Genomic DNA, 22,449 nt, shown 5'->3' with positions numbered 1-22,449 from the left:
GCGAGGGGGCGAATACTACGGGACCAGGGCAGCCTTGGCAAGCGTTTTGGCGAAATAATTCGGCGAGCTCGAAAAGTGCTTTTTGAGTATCACGAAGATCGGGCCGCAGGAGGCTGTATAGAATCCTTACTCCCGGGCCGCACTCCGGCCCTTATCAAGGATGAGGACGTTCGATGACTATCCAAGCGACATGGCAGCCGAGCCAGGGCAGCACTATCTGTAATCTGACCAACGGCAACGCGAACTGGCAGGCTGACCTGGATGCTTCCGCCGGCGGCAGCCCGCAGTACCCGAGCCCGCATGACCTGCTGGACTCGGCACTTGCCGCCTGCACCGTACTCACGCTCCAGCTTTATGCCAAGCGCAAGAACTATGAGGTGGAATCCATTCATGCGTCCGTCACCCACGAGGAAGCCAACGGTCGCTATGCGATGAAGCGCGAAGTCCGTGTCACTGGCAACCTGGATGCCAAGATTCTTGACGACCTGCTGCGCGTGGCCAACAAGTGCCCGGTGCATAAATCATTGTCGGCAGAGATCGTCATCGACACGACGCTCTCCAGCTGATTGCGTCATCGTCCTGACCCACATCACGCGGTACGGTAGCAAGCGAGCCATCCGGCAAGGCGCCGCAAACGGCAGATGACCGACAGCGTCGCCTTTGTTCGCTGCCCCACCAAGCTCATGGCTACGAGCGGCTAAATCGGCATATTGTTCTTTGTCGGTGCCCGGCCACACGTCTTACCATGAAGAAAAAAGAAGAAGGCAGCACCTTTATCGCTGTGGAGCGGGGACACCTTGACGAATTTCATCGAAGAGTATTGCGCCCAGATCCGGCGCACGGGAGCCACGGGCCTGATCGCCAAACCCATCCTGGTCGAGCAGGACGGCACATACACGATGACGTACGTGCCGCACGAGCATCTCAATCCGGGCGCACGCCTGGTACTGGTCAGCACGACGCCCGGGCATACCCATATCCGGCTCGCCGCCACGGTGACCGAGGAGTTGCTGCAGGCGCGCACGCCCGGCCGCGTGATCCAGCGTGAAAACAAGCGCCGCGTGGAACTCGGCGGACAACTGATCCGGCCCAACCTGATTCGGATGCTTGACCATTTCCGCGCGCCGGAACTGGTGGGACTGCCTCATGCCGCTGCGCTGTGGAATGAGGGCTTCGACCAGTTCCAGCCACTGGCCCTTCTGCCGTTTGCCACGACGCGCCGCGGACTCGCTTTCGGTGGCACGCTCGAAGACCTGCTTGCAACGCCCATGCTGCGCGCAACTTTCGAAACCCACTTCCTCGGCGCTATCCGGCAGATGCGCCCGGACGCGCTATACATTGCGCTCGGTCGTACCGCGTGGTCAGGGCTGCGGCACGCGGCAAGCCGGCGCCTGCTGGCCAGGCACCAGTTGCTGGGGATGATGCCAGTGCCCGCACGCGCCGGAAACATGGTGCGCTACTTCCTGCGCGAGATTCCCGCATGCGACCTCTCGCCCAACGACCCTGTCCGGCATCGCATCGACTGGCTCGATGCAGCCCACGCAGAACTGATGGCGAACGTGCAGAAGCAGCGTGACGCCAATAGGCCTCCGACAGGCCCCCACTACCTGACTGCATGACCGGAATACGAGCCAGGGCAACCTCCCTACCAAAGAGGGGTCTACCTGCGCGCCGTTGCGCCGATAACGCCTCTTGAGGAAACTGACCTCCTCGCATTCCCGATTAGCGGCCCCTGTGCGGGCCGCGATTTTTTTGCAGGCTGCGTGCAGCATCGCGCCAGTTCGCCCCGCCAGTCGCACAAGCGCGATGGCAGCGGCCACCACGTCGCGCGCCCACTCGCAGATGGTTCGGAGCATGGCCCAGCGCGCCAACGGAAAGCGCCCCATCTCACTACAATGCAGCCATGCCCAGCTATCGGAGTGCTTCCTCCATGCCGACCTCGTCAATCTGGCGCGCGCACAGGCATGCGGTAGCGCTGCTGCGCAGCTTGCTATGTGGCGCCGCGCTGCTGGCAACCCCGGCGTTGCCAGCGCAGGGCGACCAGCCTGGCATCGCATTCTCGGCACTGCGTCCGGGCGCCGAGTTGCCGCCTGACTGGAAGAACCTGCCGGTCATCCACGGCAAGACCATGACCCGCTACAGCCTGGTAGCGGATGGCAATACGACCGTCCTGCAAGCCGACGCAAGCGCTTCGGCCTCGGCGCTGATGCACGAGGGCAATATCGATCTGAGCCGCACCCCGGTCGCCACCTGGCGCTGGAAGGCGCAAGCCCCCATCGAAGGCGCCAACAACAGTGAAGGCCGCAAGGAGGATGCCCCCGCGAGGCTGGTGTTCTTCTTCGACGGCGACAAGCACAAGCTCTCGTTCGGCGAACGCGCCAGCATGCAGCTGGCCAAGCGCCTGGGCGGCGAAGACCTGCCCTATGCCACGCTGATGTATATCTGGTCGACCACGGCGGCGCCCGGCAGCGTCATTCCCAATCCGCACACAGGCCGCGTGCAGATGATCGTGGTCTCGGGCCGGCCCGGCGACGCGGGCCAGTGGCAGAGCCTGCGCCGCAATGTCGCGCAGGACTACGAACAGGTGTTCCACGAACCGCCCGGCAAGATCACCGGCTACGGCCTGCTCACGGATACCGACAACACCGGCACCGCCACGCGTGCCTGGTATGGCGACCTGCGCTTCCTGCCCGCACCGTAGGCACTATGGGTACGGCGGCGTGACGGCCACGCTCGCCCTCAGTGCTCCAAGGACCTGCTCCATCAGCCCCGCGCCATCCTCGTCGGCCGCGCCCATGGCCTGCTGCACGCTGACCACTTTGTCGGCATCGTAGTGTCGGCCGGTACCGGCCTCAGCCTCGAAGTCATTGGCACGCTGGGTGATCGAGACCGGGTCCGCGCTGACGAGCAGCACCGCATGCGCCAGCACCAGATGGCGCTGGCCATCCGGCGCCTGCGCGGCAGCGGGCGCGCGGCGCCAGTACTGGGCCGTTCCGGCGATCTTGCGCGCCTGACCCGGCGGGCCCCAGGCAAGGTTGAAACGCCCGTCGCAGAACGAGCCGTCCACGGCCTGCCAGTGGGTCTCCACGCCAAGCGTACGCAGCGCTCGCCCGACGACCTCGCACAGATGCAGGTACACCGCCTCGCTCAGCGCGCCGGGTGGCCCGTCCACGCTGTACGCCAGGCTCAGGTTCAGGATGCCCGGCCCTTGCGGCACCAGCCCGCCGCCCGACATGCGCAGCCAGACCGGGCAGCCGCGTCGCGCGAACCTGTCGCGCGCGGCTTCGAACCGCTCGTATCGCAGGTAGCTGCGCGGCACCACCAGTGAAACCGGAGCCTCCCACAACTGGGCGGCCTGGCTGCCTTGCGCGGCAAGATCCAGCAGCGCAAGTTCGGCCTGCAGCGGGTCGTCCTCGGAAGGATGGAGTTCGATGAACGCAAATGTCATGGGATTCGACCTGGCGCAGTGATCTGCCACACGATAGCAGGCGGCCGCGCCAGACATGACACTACGCGTTCAGTGCATCGAAGTAGGCCAGCGCCTTTGACGCATACATGGCGCCAGGCCCGCCCCCATCTCGATATTGATGGCGAGCACTTCCGCAAGCTGCTCCCGCGTGGCGTGATGGCGCACGGCCTGGCTGGTGTGGAACAGCACGCAATCGTCGCAGCCCTTCTGCACGGCCAGCGCAACGGCAACCAGTTCCTTGACGGCAGCGGGCAGGCTGCCCTCCTGCGTCGCGGACTTCATCAGCCCCTGGAAGGCGCTCATCGCGGCAGGCTGCGCCTGGCCGAGCGCCGAAAACTGGCGGTTGATCTGGCTGAGCCGGTTCTTGAGGTCAGTGGTCATGGCAATACGGTGTTAGTAGCGCGCAACGGAGCCGCTCGCGTATGACACACGGGCTCGTCACGCTATCCATAAAGAGAAGGATGGCGCGGACGGTGCTGCAACTTCCCGTCCGCGCCATGGCCCTCAGCCGGCCAGGTGCTTGCGCAGCAGCGCGTTGAAATCGCTGGCCTTTTCCATCTGGCTCATGTGCCCGGCATCGTCGAACACCTTCACCGTAGCGCCGGCCGGCGCGTTCTGCGCGTGCGCGCTGGGAATGATCCGGTCCTGCGCGCCCCAGACCACCAGCGTGCGCTTGCCGGTATCGGCCAGCCGCTGCCCTGGCTGTTCGCGCTGGCGGCCCTGCGCGAACAGGCTGTCGCCGAGCGCCGACAGCGATTCCTGCACGCCGTCGAGCCGCTTGTAACGCAGCAGGTCGTCCAGCATCTGCCGGCTGACCAGGTCCGGGTTGGCGAACAGCAGCTCGATCACGGGCTTGAGCTCGCGCCGCGACTGCGCGCTGACAAAGCCCTCGGTATAGCCGTTGTTGATCTCGTCGCCCATGCCCGCCGGCGAAACCAGCGCCACCGACAGCACGCGCTGCGGCGCATCCGCGGCAAGCTGCGCGGCGATGCCGCCGCCCATGGAATGGCCCACTACGTGCGCTGCGTCGATGCCTGCCGCGTCCAGGAAGCGTGCTACAAAGCCGGCCATCTCCGCCAGCGTCGTGCCCGCGAGCCGCGGCGACGTCTGTCCGTGACCGGGCAGGTCAAGCGCCACCACGGTGTACGCATCGGCGAAGGCGTCGAGGTTGAACAGCCAGTTGTCCAGGTCACCGCCAAATCCGTGGAGGAAGAGCACGGCCTGCTCCGCGTCACCCTTGCGGGCGTAGCGGACGCGGATGCCGTCGACGTCGACATACTGGTACGCAGGTCCGGCCTCCTCCTCGTCGCCGTCGTCCGCCGGCGTTTCGTAAGCCGCAATATAGGCATCGATTTCCGCATCGCTCACCTCCGCTGACGCCAGCACGCCAAGCAAGGCCTTGACCGGCAGCACGTCCCCCACCCCAGCGACCTTGCGGCGCAGGGTGCCGGCGTCGGGCGCCTCGACGGCATTGGCGATCTTGTCGGTTTCCACATCGAGGATCGGCATGCCCACCGAGATCTGGGCACCTTCGTCGACGAGCCAGGCATTGACGGTGCCTTCCTTCATCGACAGGCCCCACTTGGGCATCACGATCGGGGTTATTGCCGCGGCCATCAGTGCTTACCTCCCTTCATGGTCTTGCGCACCGCCTCCACGACATGCGCGGCGCTGGGGATATACAGGTCTTCCAGCGTCGGCGAAAACGGCACCGGCGTATGCGGCGGGCAGACCATCTCGATGCCGGCCTTGAGCGCGCCGAACGCGTGCTGCGCCACCTGCGCCGAAATGTCGGTCGCGATATTGCAGCGCGGGCTGGCCTCATCCACCACCACCAGCCGCCCGGTGTTCTCGACCGATTCGAGCACCGTGTCCATGTCCAGCGGCGACAGCGTGCGCAGGTCGATGACTTCGGCTTCCACGCCCTCCTTCGCCAGCGTTGCCGCGGCCTCCAGCGCACGGTGCACCATCAGCCCGTACGCGACGATGGTCACGTCCTTGCCGTCCCGCGCGATATTGGCCTCGCCAAACGGGATGGTGTAGGCGCCCTCCGGCACGTCGCCTTCGAGCCCGTACAGGTTCTTGTGCTCGCAGAAGATCACGGGGTCGTTGTCGCGGATGGCCTGGATCAGCAGCCCCTTGGTGTCATACGGCGTGGACGGGCACACCACCTTGAGGCCCGGGATATGCGTGAACAGCGGCGTCAGCATCTGGCTGTGCTGCGCGGCCGCGCGGAAGCCCGCACCGACCATGGCGCGGATCACCACCGGTGTCTCGGCCTTGCCGCCAAACATGTAGCGGAACTTGGCGGCCTGGTTGAAGATCTGGTCGAAGCACACGCCCATGAAGTCGATGAACATCAGCTCGGCGATGGGCCGCATGCCGCAGGCCGCCGCGCCAATGGCCGCCCCCACGTAGGCCGATTCGGACAGCGGTGTATCGAGCAGCCGGTCGCCATGCTTGGCGTACAGGCCCTTGGTCACGCCCAGCACGCCGCCCCAGGCGTCCTTCTCGCCGTCCGCGCCGGCGCCGCCGACAATATCCTCGCCCAGCATGATCACACTGGGGTCACGCGTCATTTCCTGGTCGATCGCCTCGTTGATCGCCAGCTTGATGCTCAGTTTGCGAGCCATGTTCTGTCTCCTGATGATTGGGTAGCTGTGTCGGGTTGGCAGCGATTCAGTAGCTCACGTAGACATCCGTCAGCAGGTCTTCCGGCCCCGGCAGCGGCGCGGCCTTGGCTTCCTGCACGGCGTGCTCGATCAGCGCGGCGACTTCCCGGTCGATCGTGTCGAGTTCCTCGCGCATGATGACGCCAGCCTGCGTCACGGTGCGCGAGAACAGCTTCAGGCAGTCCTTGTTGGCGCGGATGTCATCAAGTTCGCCCGCCGCGCGATAGGTCTGCGCATCGCCTTCGAAGTGGCCGTAGAAGCGGACCATCTTGCATTCCAGCAGCGCCGGACCGCCGCCTTCGCGCGCCCGGCGGATGACTTCGCCGGCGGCCTCGTGCACGGCGAAGAAGTCGGTGCCGTCCACCGTCACGCCGGGAATGCCGAAGCCGGCCGCGCGATCCACGTAGCTGTCCACCGCGGTGCCGTAATCGCGCGAGGTCGACTCCGCGTAGCCGTTGTTCTCGATCACGAAGATCACCGGCAGGTTCCACACGGCGGCCAGGTTCAGGCTTTCGAGGAAGGTGCCCTGGTTGGACGCGCCATCGCCGCTGAAGGTAATGCCGACCTCGCCCTTGCCGCGGAACTTGGCCGCCAGCGCGGCGCCGCAGATCAGCGGCGCGCCCGCGCCCAGGATGCCGTTGGCGCCCATCATGCCCTTGGACAGATCGGCGATATGCATGGAGCCGCCCTTGCCGTTGCACGAGCCGCCCTTCTTGCCGTAGATCTCCTTCATCATTGCCACCGGGTCAACCCCCTTGGCGATGCAGTGGCCGTGGCCGCGGTGCGTGCTGGCGATGCGGTCGCCGTCGTTCAGGTGGTGCAGGATGCCGACACCGGCGGCTTCCTCGCCCGCGTAGAGGTGCACGAAGCCCGGAATGTCGCCGCGGCCGAAGTCCACGTGCAGGCGTTCTTCGAATTCGCGGATGGTGCGCATCTTGCGATACACCGTCAGCAGCGTCTCCTTGTCGAGTGGCAGCCCGCTGGGGCCGGTTTGCATGGCACTGGCGCTCATGGTTGTCTCCTTGGTTGGGGTGGTACGGCTTGCTTGATACGTGCTTGCTCAATGCGTGACGGCTGCGCTGCGCATCAGCCGCTCGCGCGCGGCGTAGCGCATGCATGCCGCCACGTCGATGCTGCGGAAGGCGTGTTCATGCAGGGTGATGGTGACTTCGTCGTGGGGGCCGAAGGCCAGCTCGCGCTCGCCATCGAGCGCGACGATGCCCGCGCGCTGGCGCACGCGATGCGGCCGGGCATGTTCCAGGTGCTGCCAGCCGGCCACGGATACCTGGCACAGCAGGCCGGGGGCAATCGGCGCGCGCAGCTCGAACTCGCCCTGCCCCGGCGCGGCCAGCTCGATCGCGAGGCCGCCGGGCTCGCGCCGGCCCAGCGGTTCCAGCAGGCCGGCGATGGCGGACAGGCCAATGGCCTGCGGATCGGCGAACGCCACGTACACGGCGGCCAGCGTGTCGGCCTTCCACAGCGCCCGTGCGCCGATGAAATGCTCGCGGGCAATCACCGCGTCGACCAGCGCGATATCGCGCCGGAAGCCACCATCGGCATCGCGGATGACGATGTCGAGCCGCTTGTTTGATGCGAGTGCCTGCCTGTCAGGAATCTGGCCGGTGGCGTACAGCCCCGCCGCCAGCCCCGTGATGGTCGGCTCGCGCATTTCCGGGTAGGCATTGTTGGTGCCGGTAGACAGCCCGGCGATCGGCACTCCGCCGCATTCGCGCACCACGGCACGGTGCGTGCCGTCGCCGCCGAGCACGATGATCACGGCCACGCCGGCATCGGCCATATGGCGCGCCGCGTTCAGGGTATCGTCGACGCGCGCGGTGACGGGCATGCCGATGTACTCCACCGCCGGCAGCCCGGCGTCCGGCCCCTGATGCCGGGTCAGGTGGCGCTCGAGCATGACGCGCAGGCCTTCGCGGTCCGGCATCATCATGACGCGGTCGACGCCGCAGGCTGACAGCGCGGCCAGCAGGCGCAGCACGATGTTGACACGGTCCGCCAGTTGCAGGCTGTTCGCGTTGGCAATCACGCGGCGGATGTCGCGCGCCGAAACCGGGTTGGCGATGATGCCGACCAGCGGCGCACCGGCGGACCGTGCTTGCCCCATGGCCTGTCTCCTGTGTTGTCGTTGTGGTGACAGGCAGATTGCAATGGCTGTGCCAGCACGCGCCGGCAGGGCTGCAGTGAGGCAGAGACGGGGGAAATTGCGGGATAACCCGCAGGAAACGCGGCTCAGGCCGCCGCGCGGGCGGTGCCGGCGGCGTTCACGGTGTGACAGGTGTCACAGCGCAGGTGTACAGCGCTGGACAACCGTATCGGTGGCAGCGCTACGGCGTCGGCGGGTCGCCGTCGCGGCGGTTGGGCGACTGGATGCCGAAGCGCTCCATGCGCCGGTACAGCGTCATGCGGCTGATGCCGATCTGCCGCGCCACCGCGCTCAGGTTCCAGCCCGACGCGCGCAGGTACTGCATCAGCAGCATGCCCTCGGGCGGCAACTGGCGCGCGTCGTCCTGCGTGGCAGGCAACGCCGGCATGGCGGATGCGGTCGTGGTAGCACCGAGTCCGTCGGGCAAGTCGTGGGCTTCGATGTAGCCACCCGTGCAGACGGCACGCGCGTACTCCAGCACGTTGCGCAACTCGCGCAGGTTGCCGGGCCAGCGGTGGTGGCAGAGCCGATCGCGCGCCTGCGGCGACAGCGTGATGCCGCGCTGGCCGCCATCGTCCAGCATCTTCTGTACGAGCCATTCGAGGTCCGTGCGCTCGCGCAGCGGCGGCAGCGCAAAGCGCGCGCCGTTGAGCCGGTAGAACAGGTCCTCGCGGAAGCGACCTTGCGCGACCAGGTCCTCCAGCCGGTGATGGGTCGCGGAAATCACGCGCAGCCGGACCGGCACCGGGCGCGCCGCGCCGATCGGCAGCACCTCGCCCTCGGCCAGCACGCGCAGCAGCCGCGACTGCAGTTCGCGCGGCATGTCGCCGATCTCGTCGAGGAACAGCGTGCCGCCATCGGCTTCCTGGATCAGTCCGCGCTTGCCGCGCGGCCCGGCGCCGGAAAAACTGTTGGGCAGGTGGCCGAACAGCTCGCTCTCGATCAGCGTTTCGGGAATCGCCGCGCAGTTCACCGCCACGAACGGCTGCCCGCGGCGCGCGCTGGCCTGGTGCAGGGCCTTGGCCAGGTACTCTTTGCCGCTGCCGGTCTCGCCGTTGATCAGCAGGTTAATCGGCGAATCGACCAGGCGCGCCGCGCGCTGCAGTTGCTGCTGCAGCGCGGAATCGCCGCCGCACAGTGCCGCCAGCGGCTCCGGCAGCTGCGCTGGCCGTTCCTGCGCGGCACTGGCCTGCCAGCGCAAGGCGGGCGGCATCACGCTCAGGTATAGCAGGCCGCCGCTGCGGTTCAGCGCGACCAGGCGCTGTTCGCTCGGGCGGGAATAGACAAAGCGGCCCAGGTCTTCGAGCCGCGCGTTGAACAGCGTCTCGAACGACTGGCCCAGCACCGTGCCGGCGGCCAGCTCGCCTTCCAGCATCCGCCGCGCGCGGTGGTTGTGCCCGACGATGCGGCCGCCGTCGTCCAGCGCGAGCAGGTACTCCGGATTGACATCGACGAACTCCGGCGCGACGTTGAGCTTGAGGATCCAGTCGCGGTGATGCGCGCGCAGGAAATTGGCGTTCTCGATATGCGCCGCGTAGATGCGCACCAGTTGCAGCGCCAGCCCCTGGCTGTCCTTGGCATGCGGGGAAGTCAGCGCGGAGATGTCGAGGATCGCGTGCAGGTTGCCGTGCGTATCGAACAGCGGCGCGGCGGTGCAGGTGAGCGGAATGTGGGTGGCGTCGAAATGATCGGCCTGGTGCACGGTCAGGGCTTCGCCGGTGACCAGTGCCGTACCGACCGCGCAGGTCCCTGCGCCGCGCTCGCTCCATTCCGCGCCAAGGTACAGGCCGGCATGGCGCAGGTCGGCATCGGTGCGCGCATCGCCGATGTAGTCGACGGTCACGCCCTGCGCATCGGTCAGCAGCACCACGTAGCCGAGGCCCGCGACCTGGGCATAGAGGCTCTCCAGCCCGTGGCGCGCAATGCGGGCGAAGTCATCGATGCGCTGCTGGTGTTCGCGCAGCCGCGACTGCGGCACGATGCGGGCTTCCTGCATGCGCGACGGATCCAGCCCGTACTGGTGCACGCAGCGCCGCCAGGAGTTCTGGATCACGGCATCGTGCGTGGGCCGGTCCGCGGGGAGGGCGGGCGGGGGCAGGTAGCTGGTCGTGTGGACTACCGTCTCGATGTGCTCGCGTTGCCGCAGGTCCATCGCTGTCTCCTTGTCGACTTCGCGGCGTGCGCCGCGGGCGGCACATTGGCGAACTGGCGAGCCGGGCGCGTCATTGCGCGACCCTGTGCCGGCTACTGTATCCGACACGGTCGGGGCGGTGCAAACCGGCGTCATCGTCGCGGCAAATATGTGCACCAGACGGCATTCCAGTGCCGGGGGACAGGACCTTCTCAGCCAAGCCGCGCGGGGCGAACAGGGCCAGCGCATGATCGAGGCGCTCGCGGCGTTCCGGCTCGCAAACGCCTGATATCCGTCGAGGGCGCCCCCTTCAGACCGCCGTCGTCAGCGCGCGCGCCGCGTCGGCGGCGATCTCGAACGAGCGCAGGCGCGCGGCGTGGTCGAAGACCTGGCCCGTCAGCATCAGCTCATCCGGGCGCAGGTCATCGACAAAGCGCTGCATGCCGGCGCGCACCGCGTCCGGATCCCCCACCACGGAACAGGCGAGCGAGCGGCGGATATGATCCGCCTCGCTCTCGGTCCACAGCGCCTCGATATCGTCCACGGGCGCGCGCAACTGCCCCGGCGTGCCGCGCACCAGCGCCAGGAACTGCTGCTGCAAGGAACTGAACAGGCGCCGCGCCTCGTCGCCGGTCTCGGCCGCGAACACATTGAGGCCGAGCATCACGTAGGGCCGCTCCAGCTGCGCGGATGGCCGGAAGGTGCGCCGGTACAGGTCCACGGCCTGGCGCATGAAGCCCGGCGCGAAATGCGAGGCGAACGCGAACGGCAGGCCCATCGCCGCCGACAGCTGCGCGCTGAACAGGCTCGAGCCGAGCAGCCACAGCGGCACCTTCAGGCCCGCGCCGGGCACGGCGCGCAGGCGCTGGCCGGGGCGCACGTCATCGAAATAGGCCTGCAGTTCTTCCACGTCCTGCGGAAACGTATCGGCCGTGTCGTGCGACAGTTGCCGGCGCAGCGCGCGCGCCGTGGCCTGGTCGGTGCCGGGCGCGCGGCCCAGGCCCAGGTCGATCCGGCCCGGATAGAGCGAGGCCAGCGTGCCGAACTGCTCGGCCACCACCAGCGGCGAATGATTGGGCAGCATGACGCCGCCCGAGCCCACGCGGATCGTGCGCGTGCCGTTGGCCACGTAGCCGATCAGCACGGCGGTCGCGGCGCTGGCGATGCCGGGCATATTGTGGTGCTCGGCCAGCCAGAAGCGGCGGTAGCCCAGGCGCTCGGCGTGCTGCGCGAGGTCGAGCGCATTGCGCATGGCCTGGCCGGCGTCGCTGCCTTCGGCAATGGGGGCCAGGTCGAGGACGGAATACGGGATCGGAGTCGTCATGGGAGCTGCCTTGGCGCGGCGGCGGGCACAGTGGCCGGCCGCGGCGCGGGGGAATCGAAAACGTCCGCTATCTTAGTTAGCCCCCGGCAATCGTGCTGGCGGCCGCCACGCGGCCTTACCGGCGGCGTGGTTATCGGCGCGGCGCTTTCGGGCCGGGAAGGATTGAGCGCAGCGCTGCTTGTCCCGTACCATGCTGCCCCATGCGAAGCAGGAAATCGGTATGACACTCAAGACACTGGACGGCGCGCTGGCCTTGCTGACCCACTTCACCGTGCGGCAGCCCACCTGGGGCGTGCGCGAACTCGCCAAGCACAGCGGCGTGCACTACGCCGTGGTGCACCGCGTGCTGGCCACCTTTGCGGCCAACGGCTTCCTGGTACAGGACGCGGCGACCGGCAAGTATTCGCTGGGCCTGCGCCTGTTCGAGCTGGGCCAGGTCGTGCGCAAGAGCTTCTCGCCCGACGAGATCGTGCGCCCGGTGCTGGAAAAGCTGGCCGCGCAGAGCGGCGAGACCGTGTTCCTGTCGTGGCTCGATGGCCACGAGGGCTTGTGCGTGGGCCTGGTGCAGAGCCAGCACCAGCTGCGCTTCTCGATCGAGCTGGGCGAGCGCTTCCCGCTGTATGCCGGCGCGCACGCCAAGGCCATGCTCGCGTACCAGGACGACGTGTTCCGCGACGAGGTCTACCGCCAGGGCATCGAAAAGATGGGGCCGCACACCACGCTCGACCGCGGCACCATCGAAGCGCAGCTGGCCGAGGTGCGCCAGCAGGGCTGGGCGCACACGCGCGAGGAAGCGGCGGCGAGCGTAGCGGGGCTGGCGTTGCCACTGTGGTCGCGCGACCACAGCGCGGTGATCGGCTCGGTGGCCATTGCCGGGCCGCAGCAACGGCTTGGCGAGGAGGCGGTGCCGCGCCTGCTCGATGCTCTGCGCGATGCCAGCGGCCGGCTCGAGGACGTGATCGGCTTCGTACGCTGATCCGCCACTGAACCGCCACTGAACCGCCACTGAACCGCCACTGAACGCCGCTCAGCCGGCCAGCAACGCCTGTCCCACGGCACCGTCGAACGCGCGCTGGCCGATGGCAAGGCCGAGCGCGCGATAGCTTTCCCATTGGGCCTCGTCGAAGAACTGGTCGGAGGTCGCCTCTTGCGGAAAGGCCGGATGGTCCGCGCCGTACTGCCGCACGTCGGCCGGTGCCCAGTCCGCCAGGCGCGGCTTGAGCAGCACGATGCGGCAGACCGGATCGCGCGGCGCCGCGCCGGGACCGGCGCGGTACACATTGAGCAGCACCGCGCATTTGCCCGCCGCCGCGCCTTGGCCCCCCGGACCAAAGTCTTCCGGCAAGCCGAACACCCTGCTCAGTACCGGATGCGTGGTGGCGGCCTCCGTGTCCACCACGATTTCCAGGCCATGGTCGATCCGTGCGAGCCGGATCAGGTTGGCCAGGTCGCCAAAGCGGTAGTCGATATCGCCGCCGGCATCGCACAGCACGATCAGTGACACATCGCGGCCTGGGCGCAGCAATTCGTACACGCCAGTGTTGTCGAAGTGCCCGCCGTCCGACAGGTACTGCCAGCCGCGCCGCATGCCGTGGAAACGCGCGGCAAGTTCGCAACCGAGGCAATACTGCGTGCGGAACAACGCGCTGAAGCGCGCCAGCACCGGATGCGTGGCACGCTCGGGCTGGCGCTGCGTGGCAGGCACTGCGCCCGCGTGGCGCGCGCCGTCCTGCAGGTAGGACGGCCACCACGTCCCCAGCCGCAGGTTGGCCAACCCCATCAGCAGCGAAGTCCCGAGCGTGGTGGCACGCCCGACACCGGTTGACAGCGTGGCGCCGGAGATCGCGATCCAGTCGCCCACCGTGCGGGCATCGGCGACCCTTGCCGTCCCCGGATGCGGCAGGTCCGGGCAGCACGGACGCCCGTCGACGAGAAAGCGCGCATAGGCATCGGAGGGCAGCGCCTGCGCCGGCCCGGGCTGGACCACGCTGAGCCCGGGCCCAAGGCAAAGGGGCTTGCCCTTGCGGTCGCGCTGCACGAGTTGCTCGGCCGGGTCGACGGTCTGGTTCAGCGTGACGTTGATCAGGTGCAGCGGCGCCAGCACGCGCGGATCGTAATAAGCGTTCAGGCTGAGCTGGTCGCCTGGCACCGGCTCGGCCACGCTGAAGCGCTCGCGCCCCTGGCAGCCAGGCGCATGCGGGACAAAGCGCTCGCCGTTGGAGGCGCCAAGGTAGGCGCGCGTGAGCCGCGCGGCGTAGAACGGCTGCAGCGTCGACAGGTTCAGGAAGCCCGTGAAGCGCCCCGCCACCAGCGCCAGCAACAACGCCGCCAGCACCAGCACGGCAAGCACCGGGCCGGTATAGGCATTGCCATAGACCAGCCAGTCCACCGGCTCGCGCCCGTTCCAGCGCACGTACAGCACCAGCCACGACCACAGCACATACACCAGCAGCGCCAGCAGCGCGGCCAGTGCCCCGGCCAGCAGCGAGATGGGCAGGTGCGCCATCAGCGCGCGCCACGGCGTGTCGGCACTGTCCTGCCTGCCCTCGTCGCGCAGGCCGGCTGCATAGCGCACCAGCCAGACCAGCGCGGCCAGTACGCCCGCCGGCACGCCGGCGCTCCATGACGACCTGGCCATGAACGCATAGAGGAAGGTCGTGCGCGCGACGGTGTCCGCGACGCCCAGCGCCAGCAGCCACAGCGTCAGCGTCAGTGCGCTGCGCAAGGCGCGCGTGGCGCGCACGCGATAGTCCGATACCGCGCGCGGCGCCGGCACGAGCATGGCCAGGCAGCACAGCACGGCCAGCAGCGTCAGCGCGCCCGCCGCCGCCAGCATGCAGGCAAGCACCAGCCCCGGGCCCAGCCACACGACCCAGCGCGCGGCCAGCAGCAGCAAGACCGCCACCAGCGTGGCGACGACCGGGCCGGGGCTGAGGAAGCGCGCCGGGGCCTGCGGATCGCTGGCGCGCGGATACACCATCCAGTAGGCCAGCCCGGGCGGCACGGCAAACAGCAGCACCGTGCCCAGTGGCAACCACAGCAAGGCGCTCCACCAGATCACGCATTCACTCTGGTTGAACGCCTGGCGCGCGTCATGCAGCAGGTCCATCTCATAGCGGCCGAGGCCATATGACATGCCCGTGGCCACGTACTGGCCCAGTGCCAGCGCGGCAAGCAGGAACAGCAGCGCGCTGCCGATCACGTAATGCATGGCCAGCCAGTTGCGCAGGACCAGCGCCCCGGCGTAGAGGTTGTCGCCCGCGCCGGTCGGGGACAGGTAGCGCCCGTTCTCGCGCAGCCACGCCACGGCGCCACGGCCCGGGTCGGATGCATACGACACCGATGTGCGGATGCGCCCGGGCGGCTCGCATTGCAACGTGTGGTACGCATCGGCCGCCGCTTGCACCGGGTTCGTGCCGCGGCGCAGGCGCCCCGGCACGAACAGGCTGGTGAAGAAGGCGCCCACGAAGCCGCCGCCGCTGACCGTCGAGAGGTAGTCGAACTGGGGCAGCAGGGAGGCCGGCGGGGCGGGTGCCCCGGGCTCCGCGCCCTCGGGTTCCTCCGCCTGCCGTAGCGGCGTGCCCGCCAGGGCCTGCAGCACACCCAGGCAAAAGGTGGCGCTGCGGATGCCGCCGCCGGACAACGCCAGGGCCCAGTTGCGCGTGTCCGCGCCCGGCCGTGCCGGAATGCCAAGCTGCCGGCGCCTTTGCGCGATCCGGGCGGCTTCGTCGTCGAATCCGGGGTCTTCTGCAGGCATGCACACCTCCGTGGCGAAGGGTCTGCGCCAAGTATAGGCCGCTCGTCATGGCCCTCCGGGATGAGACGCCAAGGGCTCGTACATGCCGGCATCCACGCGCATTCGCGTTAACCCTGATTGTTGGGTAAGGCCACGGACGCCTAGCATTTCTCTGTATTAGAGACGTTGTCTCTATATAAGAGACACGAGGCAATCGGAATGCTCAAGACACTCGATGGCGCGCTGGCGCTGTTGACCCATTTCAATGCGCGCCAGCCAAGCTGGGGCGTGCGCGAACTCGCACGCGAAAGCGGCGTGCATCACGCCGTGGTTCATCGCGTGCTGGCCACGTTCGCCGCCAATGGCTTCCTGGTGCAGGACGCCATCGGCCGCTATGGCCTGGGCCTGCGCTGGTTCGAGCTGGGCCAGGTCATGCGCAAGACCTTTTCGCCGGCCGAGGTGGTGCAGCCCGCGCTGGAAGCGCTGGCGCGCCAGAGCGGCGAAACCGTATTCCTGTCATGGCTGGACGGTGACGAGGGCCTGTGCACGGACATCGCCCAAAGCCAGCACCAGCTGCGCTTTTCGATCGAGGTCGGCCAGCGCTTCGCGCTCGACGCGGGCGCCCATGCCAAGGCAATCCTGGCCTTCCAGCCGCAAGCGCTGCGCCAGCGCGTGGCGCAACGCGCGGGCCTGGCGCAGGAAGAATTCGAAGCACGCCTGGTGCGGGTCCGTGCCGAAGGCTGGTCCTATACCTGCGAGGAATCGGCGGCCACCGTCGCCGGGCTCGCGGTGCCCCTGTACAGCCGCGATACGCATGCCGTGATCGGCTCGCTCGCGATTGCCGGACCGCTGCAGCGGCTCGACGAACACGCCCTGCCGCGCCTGCTCGATGCGCTGCGGGCCGCACGCGACACCATCGGGCCGGTGACAGGGTTCCTGCGCTGACAACACATGGCGGGCTGCCAGCGGAACTGGCGAGGCGCGCGAAACGAGACAACACTAGGGAGGAAGGTGGACATGACGCCTATGCAAACAGAACTGAACGCGCCGGGGGCAGCGCAACCAGCGGCAAGATCGCGCTTCACGGAGCCGTTCCTGCTGCTGGTCTCCGTGGTGCTGTCCGTCTTCGGCGCGATGATCGGCATGCAGCTGATCGTGTCGCTGGGCATCTCGGCCAACACCTCGATCATCGGCGCGCTGATCGCCATCGTGTTCTCGCGCATCCCGCTCGAGGTCACGCGGCGCTTCCGCGTGCTGGAGCGCCAGAACCTGGTGCAGACGGCGATCTCGTCGGCCACGTTCGGCGCGGCCAACTCGCTGATGATCCCGATCGGCGTGCCGTACGCCATGGGCATGCCCGAGCTGGCCACGCCGATGCTGATCGGCGCGGTGGTCGCGATGTTCGTCGACGGCGCCATGCTGTACTTCCTGTTCGGCAGCAAGATCTTCCCGGCCACGGGCACCTGGCCCGCCGGCATTGCCACCGCTGAAGCCATCTGGGCTGGCGACCGCGGCGGACGCAAGGCGGCGTTCCTGGGCCTGGGCATTGCCGTGGGCGTGGGCGGCGCGTGGCTCGGCGTGCCGATGTCCGCGTTCGGCGCGGCCTTCCTCGGCAACCTGGCGGCGCTGACCATGTTCGGCATCGGCCTGCTGGTGCGCGGCTATTCGGTGGCGCTGACCGGCGTCGACATTGCCAAGGCGTATATCCCGCACGGCCTGATGATCGGCGCCGGTATCGTGGCGCTGTTCCAGGTGGCCATGGAGATCCGCCGTGCGCGCCATGCGCCGGCTGCCGGCGCACGCACGATCGAAGTGCCCGCCTCGCGCGCCAGCCGCATCCTGTCGGGCGGCTTCCTGATCTACCTGGCCATCGCTCTGCTGATCTCGGTGCTGGCCGGCCACGTATCCGACATGTCGCTGGGCATGCTGGTCGTGTTCGTGCTGTACGCCGCGTTCGCCGCCTATGTGCACGAGCTGATCGTCGGCATCGCCGCAATGCACTCGGGCTGGTTCCCGGCCTTCGCCGTGGCGCTGATCACGCTGACCATCGGCATCCTGATCGGCTTCCCGCCGACGGCCCTGGCCGTGCTGGTGGGCTTCTCGGCCGCCACCGGCCCGGCCTTTGCCGACATGGGCTATGACCTCAAGACCGGCTACCTGCTGCGTGGCGAAGGCCGCGACATGGAAGCCGAACTGGCTGGCCGCAAGCAGCAGTTCCTGGCCGCGATGATCGGCTTCGCCGTGGCCGCGGTCGTGGTGCTCGTATTCCACGGCAGCTTCTTCGCGCAGAACCTGATCCCGCCGGTGGACCGTGTCTATGCGGCGTCGATCAAGGCCGGCTCTTCGGCGGAAATCGCGCGCAACCTCGTGATCTGGGCGATTCCCGGCGCGCTGCTGCAACTGATCGGCGGCTCCAGGCGCCAGCTCGGCATCCTGCTCTCGACCGGCATGCTGATCGCCTCGCCGCTGGCCGGCTGGGCGGTGCTGGCCGGCCTGCTGATCCGCTTCGTGCTGCAGCGCCTGCGCGGCGACCAGCACATCGCCGAGATGAGCGCCTTTGCCGGCGGCGTGATCGCGGGCGACGCGCTGTTCAGCTTCATCGGCTCGGTCACCAAGCTGCGCAAGTAACACCACCCCCCTGCATTACCTGAGACGTTCCATGGATATCCAAGCGATCCGCGCCGGCACTCCGCTGACGGCTTCCACCATCTACCTCGACACGGCCGCGGCTTCGCTGCCGCCCGATGCGGTGCTCGACACCGTGCGCAGCTACCTGCTCGATACCGGCCACGTGGGCATCTACCTGCCGGCGTTCCGCAAGGAAACCTATGCGCGCGTGGACGCCGTGCGCGGCAAGCTGGCCGCGCTGCTGAACGCGACGGCCGACGAGATCGCCTTCACCAAGAACGCGACCGAAAGCATCTCGCTGGTCGCGCGCGGCCTCGCCTGGCAGGCCGGCGACGAAGTGCTGGTGGCCGACACTGAAATGCTCAGCAACCTGCTGCCGTGGCGCCGCCTGGAGCAAACCCACGGCATCGTGGTGAAGATGGTGGCGGCCAATGCCGAAGGGCTGCTGTCGCCGGAAGCTTTTGACGCGGCCATCACGCCGCGCACGCGCCTGCTGACGTTCTCGCACCTGCCCAACTCCACCGGCGCGGTGCAGCCCGCCACGCAGATCTGCGCCGTGGCGCGCCGGCACGGCGTGCTGTCGCTGGTCAATGCCGCGCAAAGCGTGGGCATGCTGCGCTCGGACGTGGCCGAACTCGATTGCGATTTCCTGGCTGGCTGCGGCCGCAAGGCGCTGCGCGCGACCGAGGGCTCGGGCTTCCTCTATGTGCGCCGCGCGCTGATCAAGCAGCTCGAGCCGGCCCTGGCCGGCTGGTGGAACGGCGCCTATGACCGCGCCACCGGCGCGCTGTCCTTCGTCGCCGGTGCGCGCCGCTTCGAGGCGGGCTGCCCGATCGTGCCGGCAATCCTGGGCCTGGGCACGGCCATCGACTACGCGATGCAGATCGGCATCGACGCGATCGAGGCACGCGTGCGCGACCTGACCGAATACGCGGTGGCGAAGTTCTCGTCGATCCCGGGCTTCGAGCTGTACGGCCCGGCCAACGTGGCCAACCGCATCGGCATCGTGCCGTTCAACGTGCGCGGCGTGGACCCGGCCCGCATCGTCGCCGCGCTTGAAGCGCAGCAATGCATCATCGAAGCCGGCAACTTCATGGCCGACGCGATCCTGGCGCGCTATGGCGTATCGACCATGGCGCGCGTGTCGCTGCACTACTTCAATACCCACGACGAAATCGACCGCGTGGCCGCGCTGATCCGCCCCGCCGTGGCCTGAGCCCCAAACCGAATCCTGAAGGAAAACCAGACATGACCCAACGCATCCTCTTGATGAGCAGCTCGCGCAAGGACAACCTCGGCTACCTCGAGCATGCCAGCGAGCAGATCCACACGCTGCCGCGCAAGGAAGCGCGCAAGGTGCTGTTCGTGCCGTTCGCGGGCGTGACGTTCAGCTTCGATACCTACGAAGGCATGGTCAAGCCGGTGTTCGAGCGGCTCGGCTACGCGCTCGAATCGATCCACCACAGCGCCGACCCGCTGCGCGCGGTAAACGAGGCCGAGGCCATCGCCGTGGGCGGCGGCAACACCTTCGCGCTGCTCAAGCGCATGTACGACGCCGGCATCGTCGAGGCGATCCGCGCCAGGGTCCGCGCCGGTACGCCGTACGTGGGCTGGAGCGCCGGCAGCAACGTCGCCTGCCCGACCATCCGCACCACCAACGACATGCCGATCGTGCAGCCGCCGTCGCTGCGCGCGCTGGGCCTGGTGCCGTTCCAGATCAACCCGCACTTCATCGGCGGCAAGCCGGCTGGCCATAACGGCGAAAGCCGCGAAGAGCGGCTGGCCGAGTTCCTGCATATCAACGCGCCGGAGCAGGTGTTCGCATTGCCTGAGGGCTCGGCGCTGTATAGCGACGGCACCAGCGGCACCGTGCTGGGCGAGCGCCATGCGCTGTGGTTCCCGGCCGAAGGCCAGGTCGAGACCATCCGCGAAGGCGAGACGTTCCCGCTGTCGCGCATCACCGGTCCGGCCGGCATGCAGGACTGGCCGGGCTTTGCCTGCTAAGCGCCAAGCGCACGCCTCGCTGAACCTGCCGGGCAGTCGGTGCCCGGCCAATTCGAACAAGACGACTACCGACGCCGGCCGCGGTGATCCGCCGCCTGCGCGGACACCCTTTTGCCCTCTGGAGGAGAAACCACAATGAGCCAACCGATCCGCCGCGCCACCCGCGCGGCCCTGCCGCTGTTGCTGAGCCTGCCCGCCGCGGCCATGGCGCAGTCCGGCCTGACGCTGTATGGCGTCGTCGACAGCGCGCTGACGTACCAGACGCATTCCAACCCGGCTGGCGACGCAGTACTGGGCCTGCAGCAGGGCGGCGAAGGCTTCCTGTCGGGCAGCCGTTTCGGCCTGCGCGGCAGCGAGGACCTCGGCGGCGGTCTCAAGGCCGGCTTCGTGCTCGAGAACGGCTTCCTGGCAGACACCGGCAAGCTTGACCAGCAAGGCCAGCTGTTCGGGCGCCAGGCCTACGTCAAGATCGGCAACCAGTGGGGCGAGCTGGCCATGGGCCGGCAGTACACCACGGCCAACACCATGCTGTACTACGTCGACCCGCTCGGCGTCGGCGCAGCGCCTTCCAACTCGTGGATGGTCTACCTGACCGGCCAGCGCTACGACAACGCGGTCAGCTACACCGGCAACTTCGGCCCGGTCTCGGTAATCGCCGAGTACGCGCTGGGCGAAACCGCCGGCAAGGGCTCGGCCAGCTCGTCGGTGTCGCTGGGCCTCAGGTACGCGGCCGGCCCGATCACCGCGATCGGCGACTTCCAGCAGACGCGCGACGTCCAGAGCCGCGCCGCGCGCATCTACATGGCCGGCCTCAAAGGCACGGTGGGCCGCGGCAACCTGTTCGTCAACTATATCTACAGCGACCGCGACGGCGGCTTCGATTCCTCGCGCGGCGGCACCGACACGGCGACCATCACGAGCATGTCGACCGCGCCCACGCCGACCAACCGCGCGGCCATCAACTCGGTCTTCAATGGCAGCCGCCGCGACGACTTCTTCACCGTCGGCGCGAGCTACCCCATCACCGGCAACGTGACGCTGACCGGCAGCGTGATGCACAACCGCACCCGCGCCGACAACTTCAGCGGCAACCGCACCACCGCCTACGCCGTGGCCGACTACGCGTTCAGCAAGCGCACCGACGCCTACCTGGCCGTGGCCTATGACTGGGTGCACGGCGACTGGTCCGGCCTGTTCGGCAACAACACCACCAGCTGGACCGGCGACAGCGGCCGCCGCCTCGACGGCCGCGACAACCAGACCACCGTCATGGTCGGCCTGCGCCACCAGTTCTGACGGATTCACCCACGCCGCGCGCGCACGCGTGCGCGGCATCCCTCGAATTTCACTTGGAGAAAACCATGGCCCTGCAGCAGACGCTGGTCATTCATGAAGCCCTGGACAGCCCTAACGCCAACGGCGCTGTGGTCCGGGACCTGTTCGCGCCCTACGCCGAAGCCGGCGTGACTGTCGAAGTGACCACGGTGCACAACGCCCCGCCCGAAAACACCGCCAATACCAGCGACTTCATCACCATCGTGATTCCGGGCACCGCCGGCAAGCGCGGCGGCGGCCAGGCGCCCACGCTGGGCGTGATCGGCCGCAACGGCGCCATTGGCGCACGGCCTGAACTGGTCGGGCTGGTCTCGGACGCGGACGGCCCGATCGGCTGCCTGGCCGTCGCGCTCAAGCTCGCACAGATGAAGGCGCGTGGCGATCACCTGGCCGGCGACGTCATCGTGACCACGCACCTGTCGACCAATGTCTCGATGCAGCCACACGACCCGGTGCCGTTCATGGGCATGCCGGTGTCATCCGACACCATGAATAACTACCAGGTGCTGCCGGAAATGGACGCGATCCTGTCGATCGATGCCTCCAAGGGCAACAGCATCATCAAGCACCGCGGCTTCGCCATTTCGCCGACGGCCATGCAGGGCTACATCCTGCGCGTGAGCCCGGACCTGGTTGCGACAATGGAATCGACCACCGGCTGCCCGGCTGTCACGTTCCCGATCTCGCAGCAGGACATCACGCCGTACCACAACGGCCTGTACCACTTCAACAGCATCATGCAGCCCCACGTGGCCACGCGCGCGCCGGTGGTCGGCGTGGCGGTGACGGCACAATCGGTGGTATCGGGCAGCGCCACCTCGGCCAACCACGAAATCGACATTGCGGAGGCCGTGCGCTTCTGCGTGGAAGTGGGCAAGCGTTTTGGCGCAGGCAAGTGCCAGTTCTTCAACGCCGCCGAGTGGGAAAAGATCCGCGCGGTCTACCCGGACCTGTCGGTGTTCCAGACCGCCGGCACGCGCTAGGACGCC

Annotated in this window: 19 protein-coding genes; 10 read left to right on the top strand and 9 right to left on the bottom strand. The window is 68.0% G+C overall.

Annotated features, from left to right (window positions below; translation table 11 throughout):
• Positions 1-173 precede the first annotated feature (173 nt).
• The 3 genes from AC3FNH_RS26450 (at position 174) to AC3FNH_RS26440 (ending at position 2,701) form a co-directional block, all read left to right on the top strand.
• Complete coding sequence (locus AC3FNH_RS26450; protein WP_488722169.1) at positions 174-566, top strand: OsmC family protein; 393 nt, start codon at positions 174-176, stop codon at positions 564-566.
• Positions 567-797: 231 nt separating this feature from the next.
• Positions 798-1,619 carry a hypothetical protein gene (locus AC3FNH_RS26445; RefSeq protein WP_276102781.1) on the top strand — a complete coding sequence of 274 codons (822 nt, stop codon included), beginning with the start codon at positions 798-800 and terminating at the stop codon, positions 1,617-1,619.
• A gap of 311 nt (positions 1,620-1,930) precedes the next feature.
• A complete protein-coding gene (locus AC3FNH_RS26440) occupies positions 1,931-2,701 on the top strand; it encodes a DUF3047 domain-containing protein (protein ID WP_488722168.1) in 771 nt (256 codons plus the stop codon).
• 3 nt (positions 2,702-2,704) lie between these two features.
• Here the strand turns inward: AC3FNH_RS26440 and AC3FNH_RS26435 are convergent, their stop codons facing one another.
• The 8 genes from AC3FNH_RS26435 to AC3FNH_RS26400 all read right to left on the bottom strand — a co-directional run bounded on the left by AC3FNH_RS26435 (position 2,705) and on the right by AC3FNH_RS26400 (position 11,757).
• Positions 2,705-3,448, bottom strand: coding sequence for a lipoyl protein ligase domain-containing protein (locus AC3FNH_RS26435; protein WP_488722167.1), 744 nt, complete (start codon positions 3,446-3,448; stop codon positions 2,705-2,707).
• Positions 3,449-3,517: 69 nt separating this feature from the next.
• A complete protein-coding gene (locus AC3FNH_RS26430) occupies positions 3,518-3,850 on the bottom strand; it encodes a carboxymuconolactone decarboxylase family protein (protein ID WP_488722166.1) in 333 nt (110 codons plus the stop codon).
• Positions 3,851-3,973: 123 nt separating this feature from the next.
• The gene (locus AC3FNH_RS26425) at positions 3,974-5,086 is read right to left on the bottom strand and encodes an acetoin dehydrogenase dihydrolipoyllysine-residue acetyltransferase subunit (RefSeq protein ID WP_488722165.1); all 1,113 of its coding nucleotides are present in this window, start codon (positions 5,084-5,086) and stop codon (positions 3,974-3,976) included.
• The gene (locus AC3FNH_RS26420; RefSeq protein WP_488722164.1) at positions 5,086-6,102 is read right to left on the bottom strand and encodes an alpha-ketoacid dehydrogenase subunit beta; all 1,017 of its coding nucleotides are present in this window, start codon (positions 6,100-6,102) and stop codon (positions 5,086-5,088) included. The genes AC3FNH_RS26425 and AC3FNH_RS26420 overlap by 1 nt, the downstream gene beginning before the upstream one ends.
• 46 nt (positions 6,103-6,148) lie before the next feature.
• Positions 6,149-7,153 carry a thiamine pyrophosphate-dependent dehydrogenase E1 component subunit alpha gene (locus AC3FNH_RS26415; RefSeq protein ID WP_488722163.1) on the bottom strand — a complete coding sequence of 335 codons (1,005 nt, stop codon included), beginning with the start codon at positions 7,151-7,153 and terminating at the stop codon, positions 6,149-6,151.
• A 48-nt stretch (positions 7,154-7,201) separates the two neighbouring features.
• Positions 7,202-8,263: an ATP-NAD kinase family protein gene (locus AC3FNH_RS26410; RefSeq protein WP_276102774.1), complete on the bottom strand. Its 1,062-nt coding sequence runs from the start codon at positions 8,261-8,263 to the stop codon at positions 7,202-7,204.
• A gap of 220 nt (positions 8,264-8,483) precedes the next feature.
• Positions 8,484-10,454, bottom strand: a complete 1,971-nt coding sequence (locus AC3FNH_RS26405) for a sigma-54-dependent Fis family transcriptional regulator (RefSeq protein ID WP_488722162.1) — start codon at positions 10,452-10,454, stop codon at positions 8,484-8,486.
• 289 nt (positions 10,455-10,743) lie between these two features.
• The gene (locus tag AC3FNH_RS26400) at positions 10,744-11,757 is read right to left on the bottom strand and encodes an LLM class flavin-dependent oxidoreductase (RefSeq protein WP_488722161.1); all 1,014 of its coding nucleotides are present in this window, start codon (positions 11,755-11,757) and stop codon (positions 10,744-10,746) included.
• A gap of 220 nt (positions 11,758-11,977) precedes the next feature.
• Between AC3FNH_RS26400 and AC3FNH_RS26395 the strand changes: the two genes are divergently transcribed.
• Positions 11,978-12,733, top strand: coding sequence for an IclR family transcriptional regulator (locus AC3FNH_RS26395; RefSeq protein ID WP_488722160.1), 756 nt, complete (start codon positions 11,978-11,980; stop codon positions 12,731-12,733).
• 51 nt (positions 12,734-12,784) lie between these two features.
• Here AC3FNH_RS26395 and AC3FNH_RS26390 read toward each other — a convergent pair whose 3' ends face one another.
• Positions 12,785-15,514, bottom strand: a complete 2,730-nt coding sequence (locus AC3FNH_RS26390) for a hypothetical protein (RefSeq protein WP_488722159.1) — start codon at positions 15,512-15,514, stop codon at positions 12,785-12,787.
• Between the two features lie 198 nt (positions 15,515-15,712).
• Between AC3FNH_RS26390 and AC3FNH_RS26385 the strand changes: the two genes are divergently transcribed.
• The 6 genes from AC3FNH_RS26385 (at position 15,713) to AC3FNH_RS26360 (ending at position 22,443) form a co-directional block, all read left to right on the top strand.
• Positions 15,713-16,438: an IclR family transcriptional regulator gene (locus tag AC3FNH_RS26385; RefSeq protein ID WP_488722158.1), complete on the top strand. Its 726-nt coding sequence runs from the start codon at positions 15,713-15,715 to the stop codon at positions 16,436-16,438.
• 72 nt (positions 16,439-16,510) lie between these two features.
• A complete protein-coding gene (locus tag AC3FNH_RS26380) occupies positions 16,511-18,121 on the top strand; it encodes an OPT/YSL family transporter (RefSeq protein WP_488722157.1) in 1,611 nt (536 codons plus the stop codon).
• A gap of 31 nt (positions 18,122-18,152) precedes the next feature.
• Positions 18,153-19,337 carry an aminotransferase class V-fold PLP-dependent enzyme gene (locus AC3FNH_RS26375; RefSeq protein ID WP_488722156.1) on the top strand — a complete coding sequence of 395 codons (1,185 nt, stop codon included), beginning with the start codon at positions 18,153-18,155 and terminating at the stop codon, positions 19,335-19,337.
• A 32-nt stretch (positions 19,338-19,369) separates the two neighbouring features.
• The gene (pepE, locus tag AC3FNH_RS26370; RefSeq protein WP_488722155.1) at positions 19,370-20,125 is read left to right on the top strand and encodes a dipeptidase PepE; all 756 of its coding nucleotides are present in this window, start codon (positions 19,370-19,372) and stop codon (positions 20,123-20,125) included.
• Positions 20,126-20,260: 135 nt separating this feature from the next.
• The gene (locus AC3FNH_RS26365) at positions 20,261-21,421 is read left to right on the top strand and encodes a porin (RefSeq protein ID WP_488722154.1); all 1,161 of its coding nucleotides are present in this window, start codon (positions 20,261-20,263) and stop codon (positions 21,419-21,421) included.
• Between the two features lie 65 nt (positions 21,422-21,486).
• A complete protein-coding gene (locus tag AC3FNH_RS26360) occupies positions 21,487-22,443 on the top strand; it encodes a DUF1177 domain-containing protein (protein WP_488722153.1) in 957 nt (318 codons plus the stop codon).
• The last annotated feature ends 6 nt before the right edge of the window (positions 22,444-22,449 follow it).

The organism is Cupriavidus sp. 22TCCZM01-5, from assembly GCF_057798915.1.
Note: the sequence above shows the minus strand (reverse complement) of the source record. Positions and strands in the feature narration are given on the sequence as shown.

What these genes read in the sequence shown, in the direction of transcription:
- AC3FNH_RS26390 (WP_488722159.1), bottom strand. Translation starts at nt 15,514, where the DNA reads ATGCCTGCAGAAGACCCCGGATTCGACGACGAAGCCGCCCGGATCGCG.
- AC3FNH_RS26435 (WP_488722167.1), bottom strand. Translation starts at nt 3,448, where the DNA reads ATGACATTTGCGTTCATCGAACTCCATCCTTCCGAGGACGACCCGCTG.
- AC3FNH_RS26430 (WP_488722166.1), bottom strand. Translation starts at nt 3,850, where the DNA reads ATGACCACTGACCTCAAGAACCGGCTCAGCCAGATCAACCGCCAGTTT.
- AC3FNH_RS26410 (WP_276102774.1), bottom strand. Translation starts at nt 8,263, where the DNA reads ATGGGGCAAGCACGGTCCGCCGGTGCGCCGCTGGTCGGCATCATCGCC.
- AC3FNH_RS26385 (WP_488722158.1), top strand. Translation starts at nt 15,713, where the DNA reads ATGCTCAAGACACTCGATGGCGCGCTGGCGCTGTTGACCCATTTCAAT.
- AC3FNH_RS26400 (WP_488722161.1), bottom strand. Translation starts at nt 11,757, where the DNA reads ATGACGACTCCGATCCCGTATTCCGTCCTCGACCTGGCCCCCATTGCC.
- AC3FNH_RS26415 (WP_488722163.1), bottom strand. Translation starts at nt 7,153, where the DNA reads ATGAGCGCCAGTGCCATGCAAACCGGCCCCAGCGGGCTGCCACTCGAC.
- AC3FNH_RS26405 (WP_488722162.1), bottom strand. Translation starts at nt 10,454, where the DNA reads ATGGACCTGCGGCAACGCGAGCACATCGAGACGGTAGTCCACACGACC.
- AC3FNH_RS26380 (WP_488722157.1), top strand. Translation starts at nt 16,511, where the DNA reads ATGACGCCTATGCAAACAGAACTGAACGCGCCGGGGGCAGCGCAACCA.
- pepE (WP_488722155.1), top strand. Translation starts at nt 19,370, where the DNA reads ATGACCCAACGCATCCTCTTGATGAGCAGCTCGCGCAAGGACAACCTC.
- AC3FNH_RS26395 (WP_488722160.1), top strand. Translation starts at nt 11,978, where the DNA reads ATGACACTCAAGACACTGGACGGCGCGCTGGCCTTGCTGACCCACTTC.
- AC3FNH_RS26365 (WP_488722154.1), top strand. Translation starts at nt 20,261, where the DNA reads ATGAGCCAACCGATCCGCCGCGCCACCCGCGCGGCCCTGCCGCTGTTG.
- AC3FNH_RS26375 (WP_488722156.1), top strand. Translation starts at nt 18,153, where the DNA reads ATGGATATCCAAGCGATCCGCGCCGGCACTCCGCTGACGGCTTCCACC.
- AC3FNH_RS26360 (WP_488722153.1), top strand. Translation starts at nt 21,487, where the DNA reads ATGGCCCTGCAGCAGACGCTGGTCATTCATGAAGCCCTGGACAGCCCT.
- AC3FNH_RS26440 (WP_488722168.1), top strand. Translation starts at nt 1,931, where the DNA reads ATGCCGACCTCGTCAATCTGGCGCGCGCACAGGCATGCGGTAGCGCTG.
- AC3FNH_RS26425 (WP_488722165.1), bottom strand. Translation starts at nt 5,086, where the DNA reads ATGGCCGCGGCAATAACCCCGATCGTGATGCCCAAGTGGGGCCTGTCG.
- AC3FNH_RS26450 (WP_488722169.1), top strand. Translation starts at nt 174, where the DNA reads ATGACTATCCAAGCGACATGGCAGCCGAGCCAGGGCAGCACTATCTGT.
- AC3FNH_RS26420 (WP_488722164.1), bottom strand. Translation starts at nt 6,102, where the DNA reads ATGGCTCGCAAACTGAGCATCAAGCTGGCGATCAACGAGGCGATCGAC.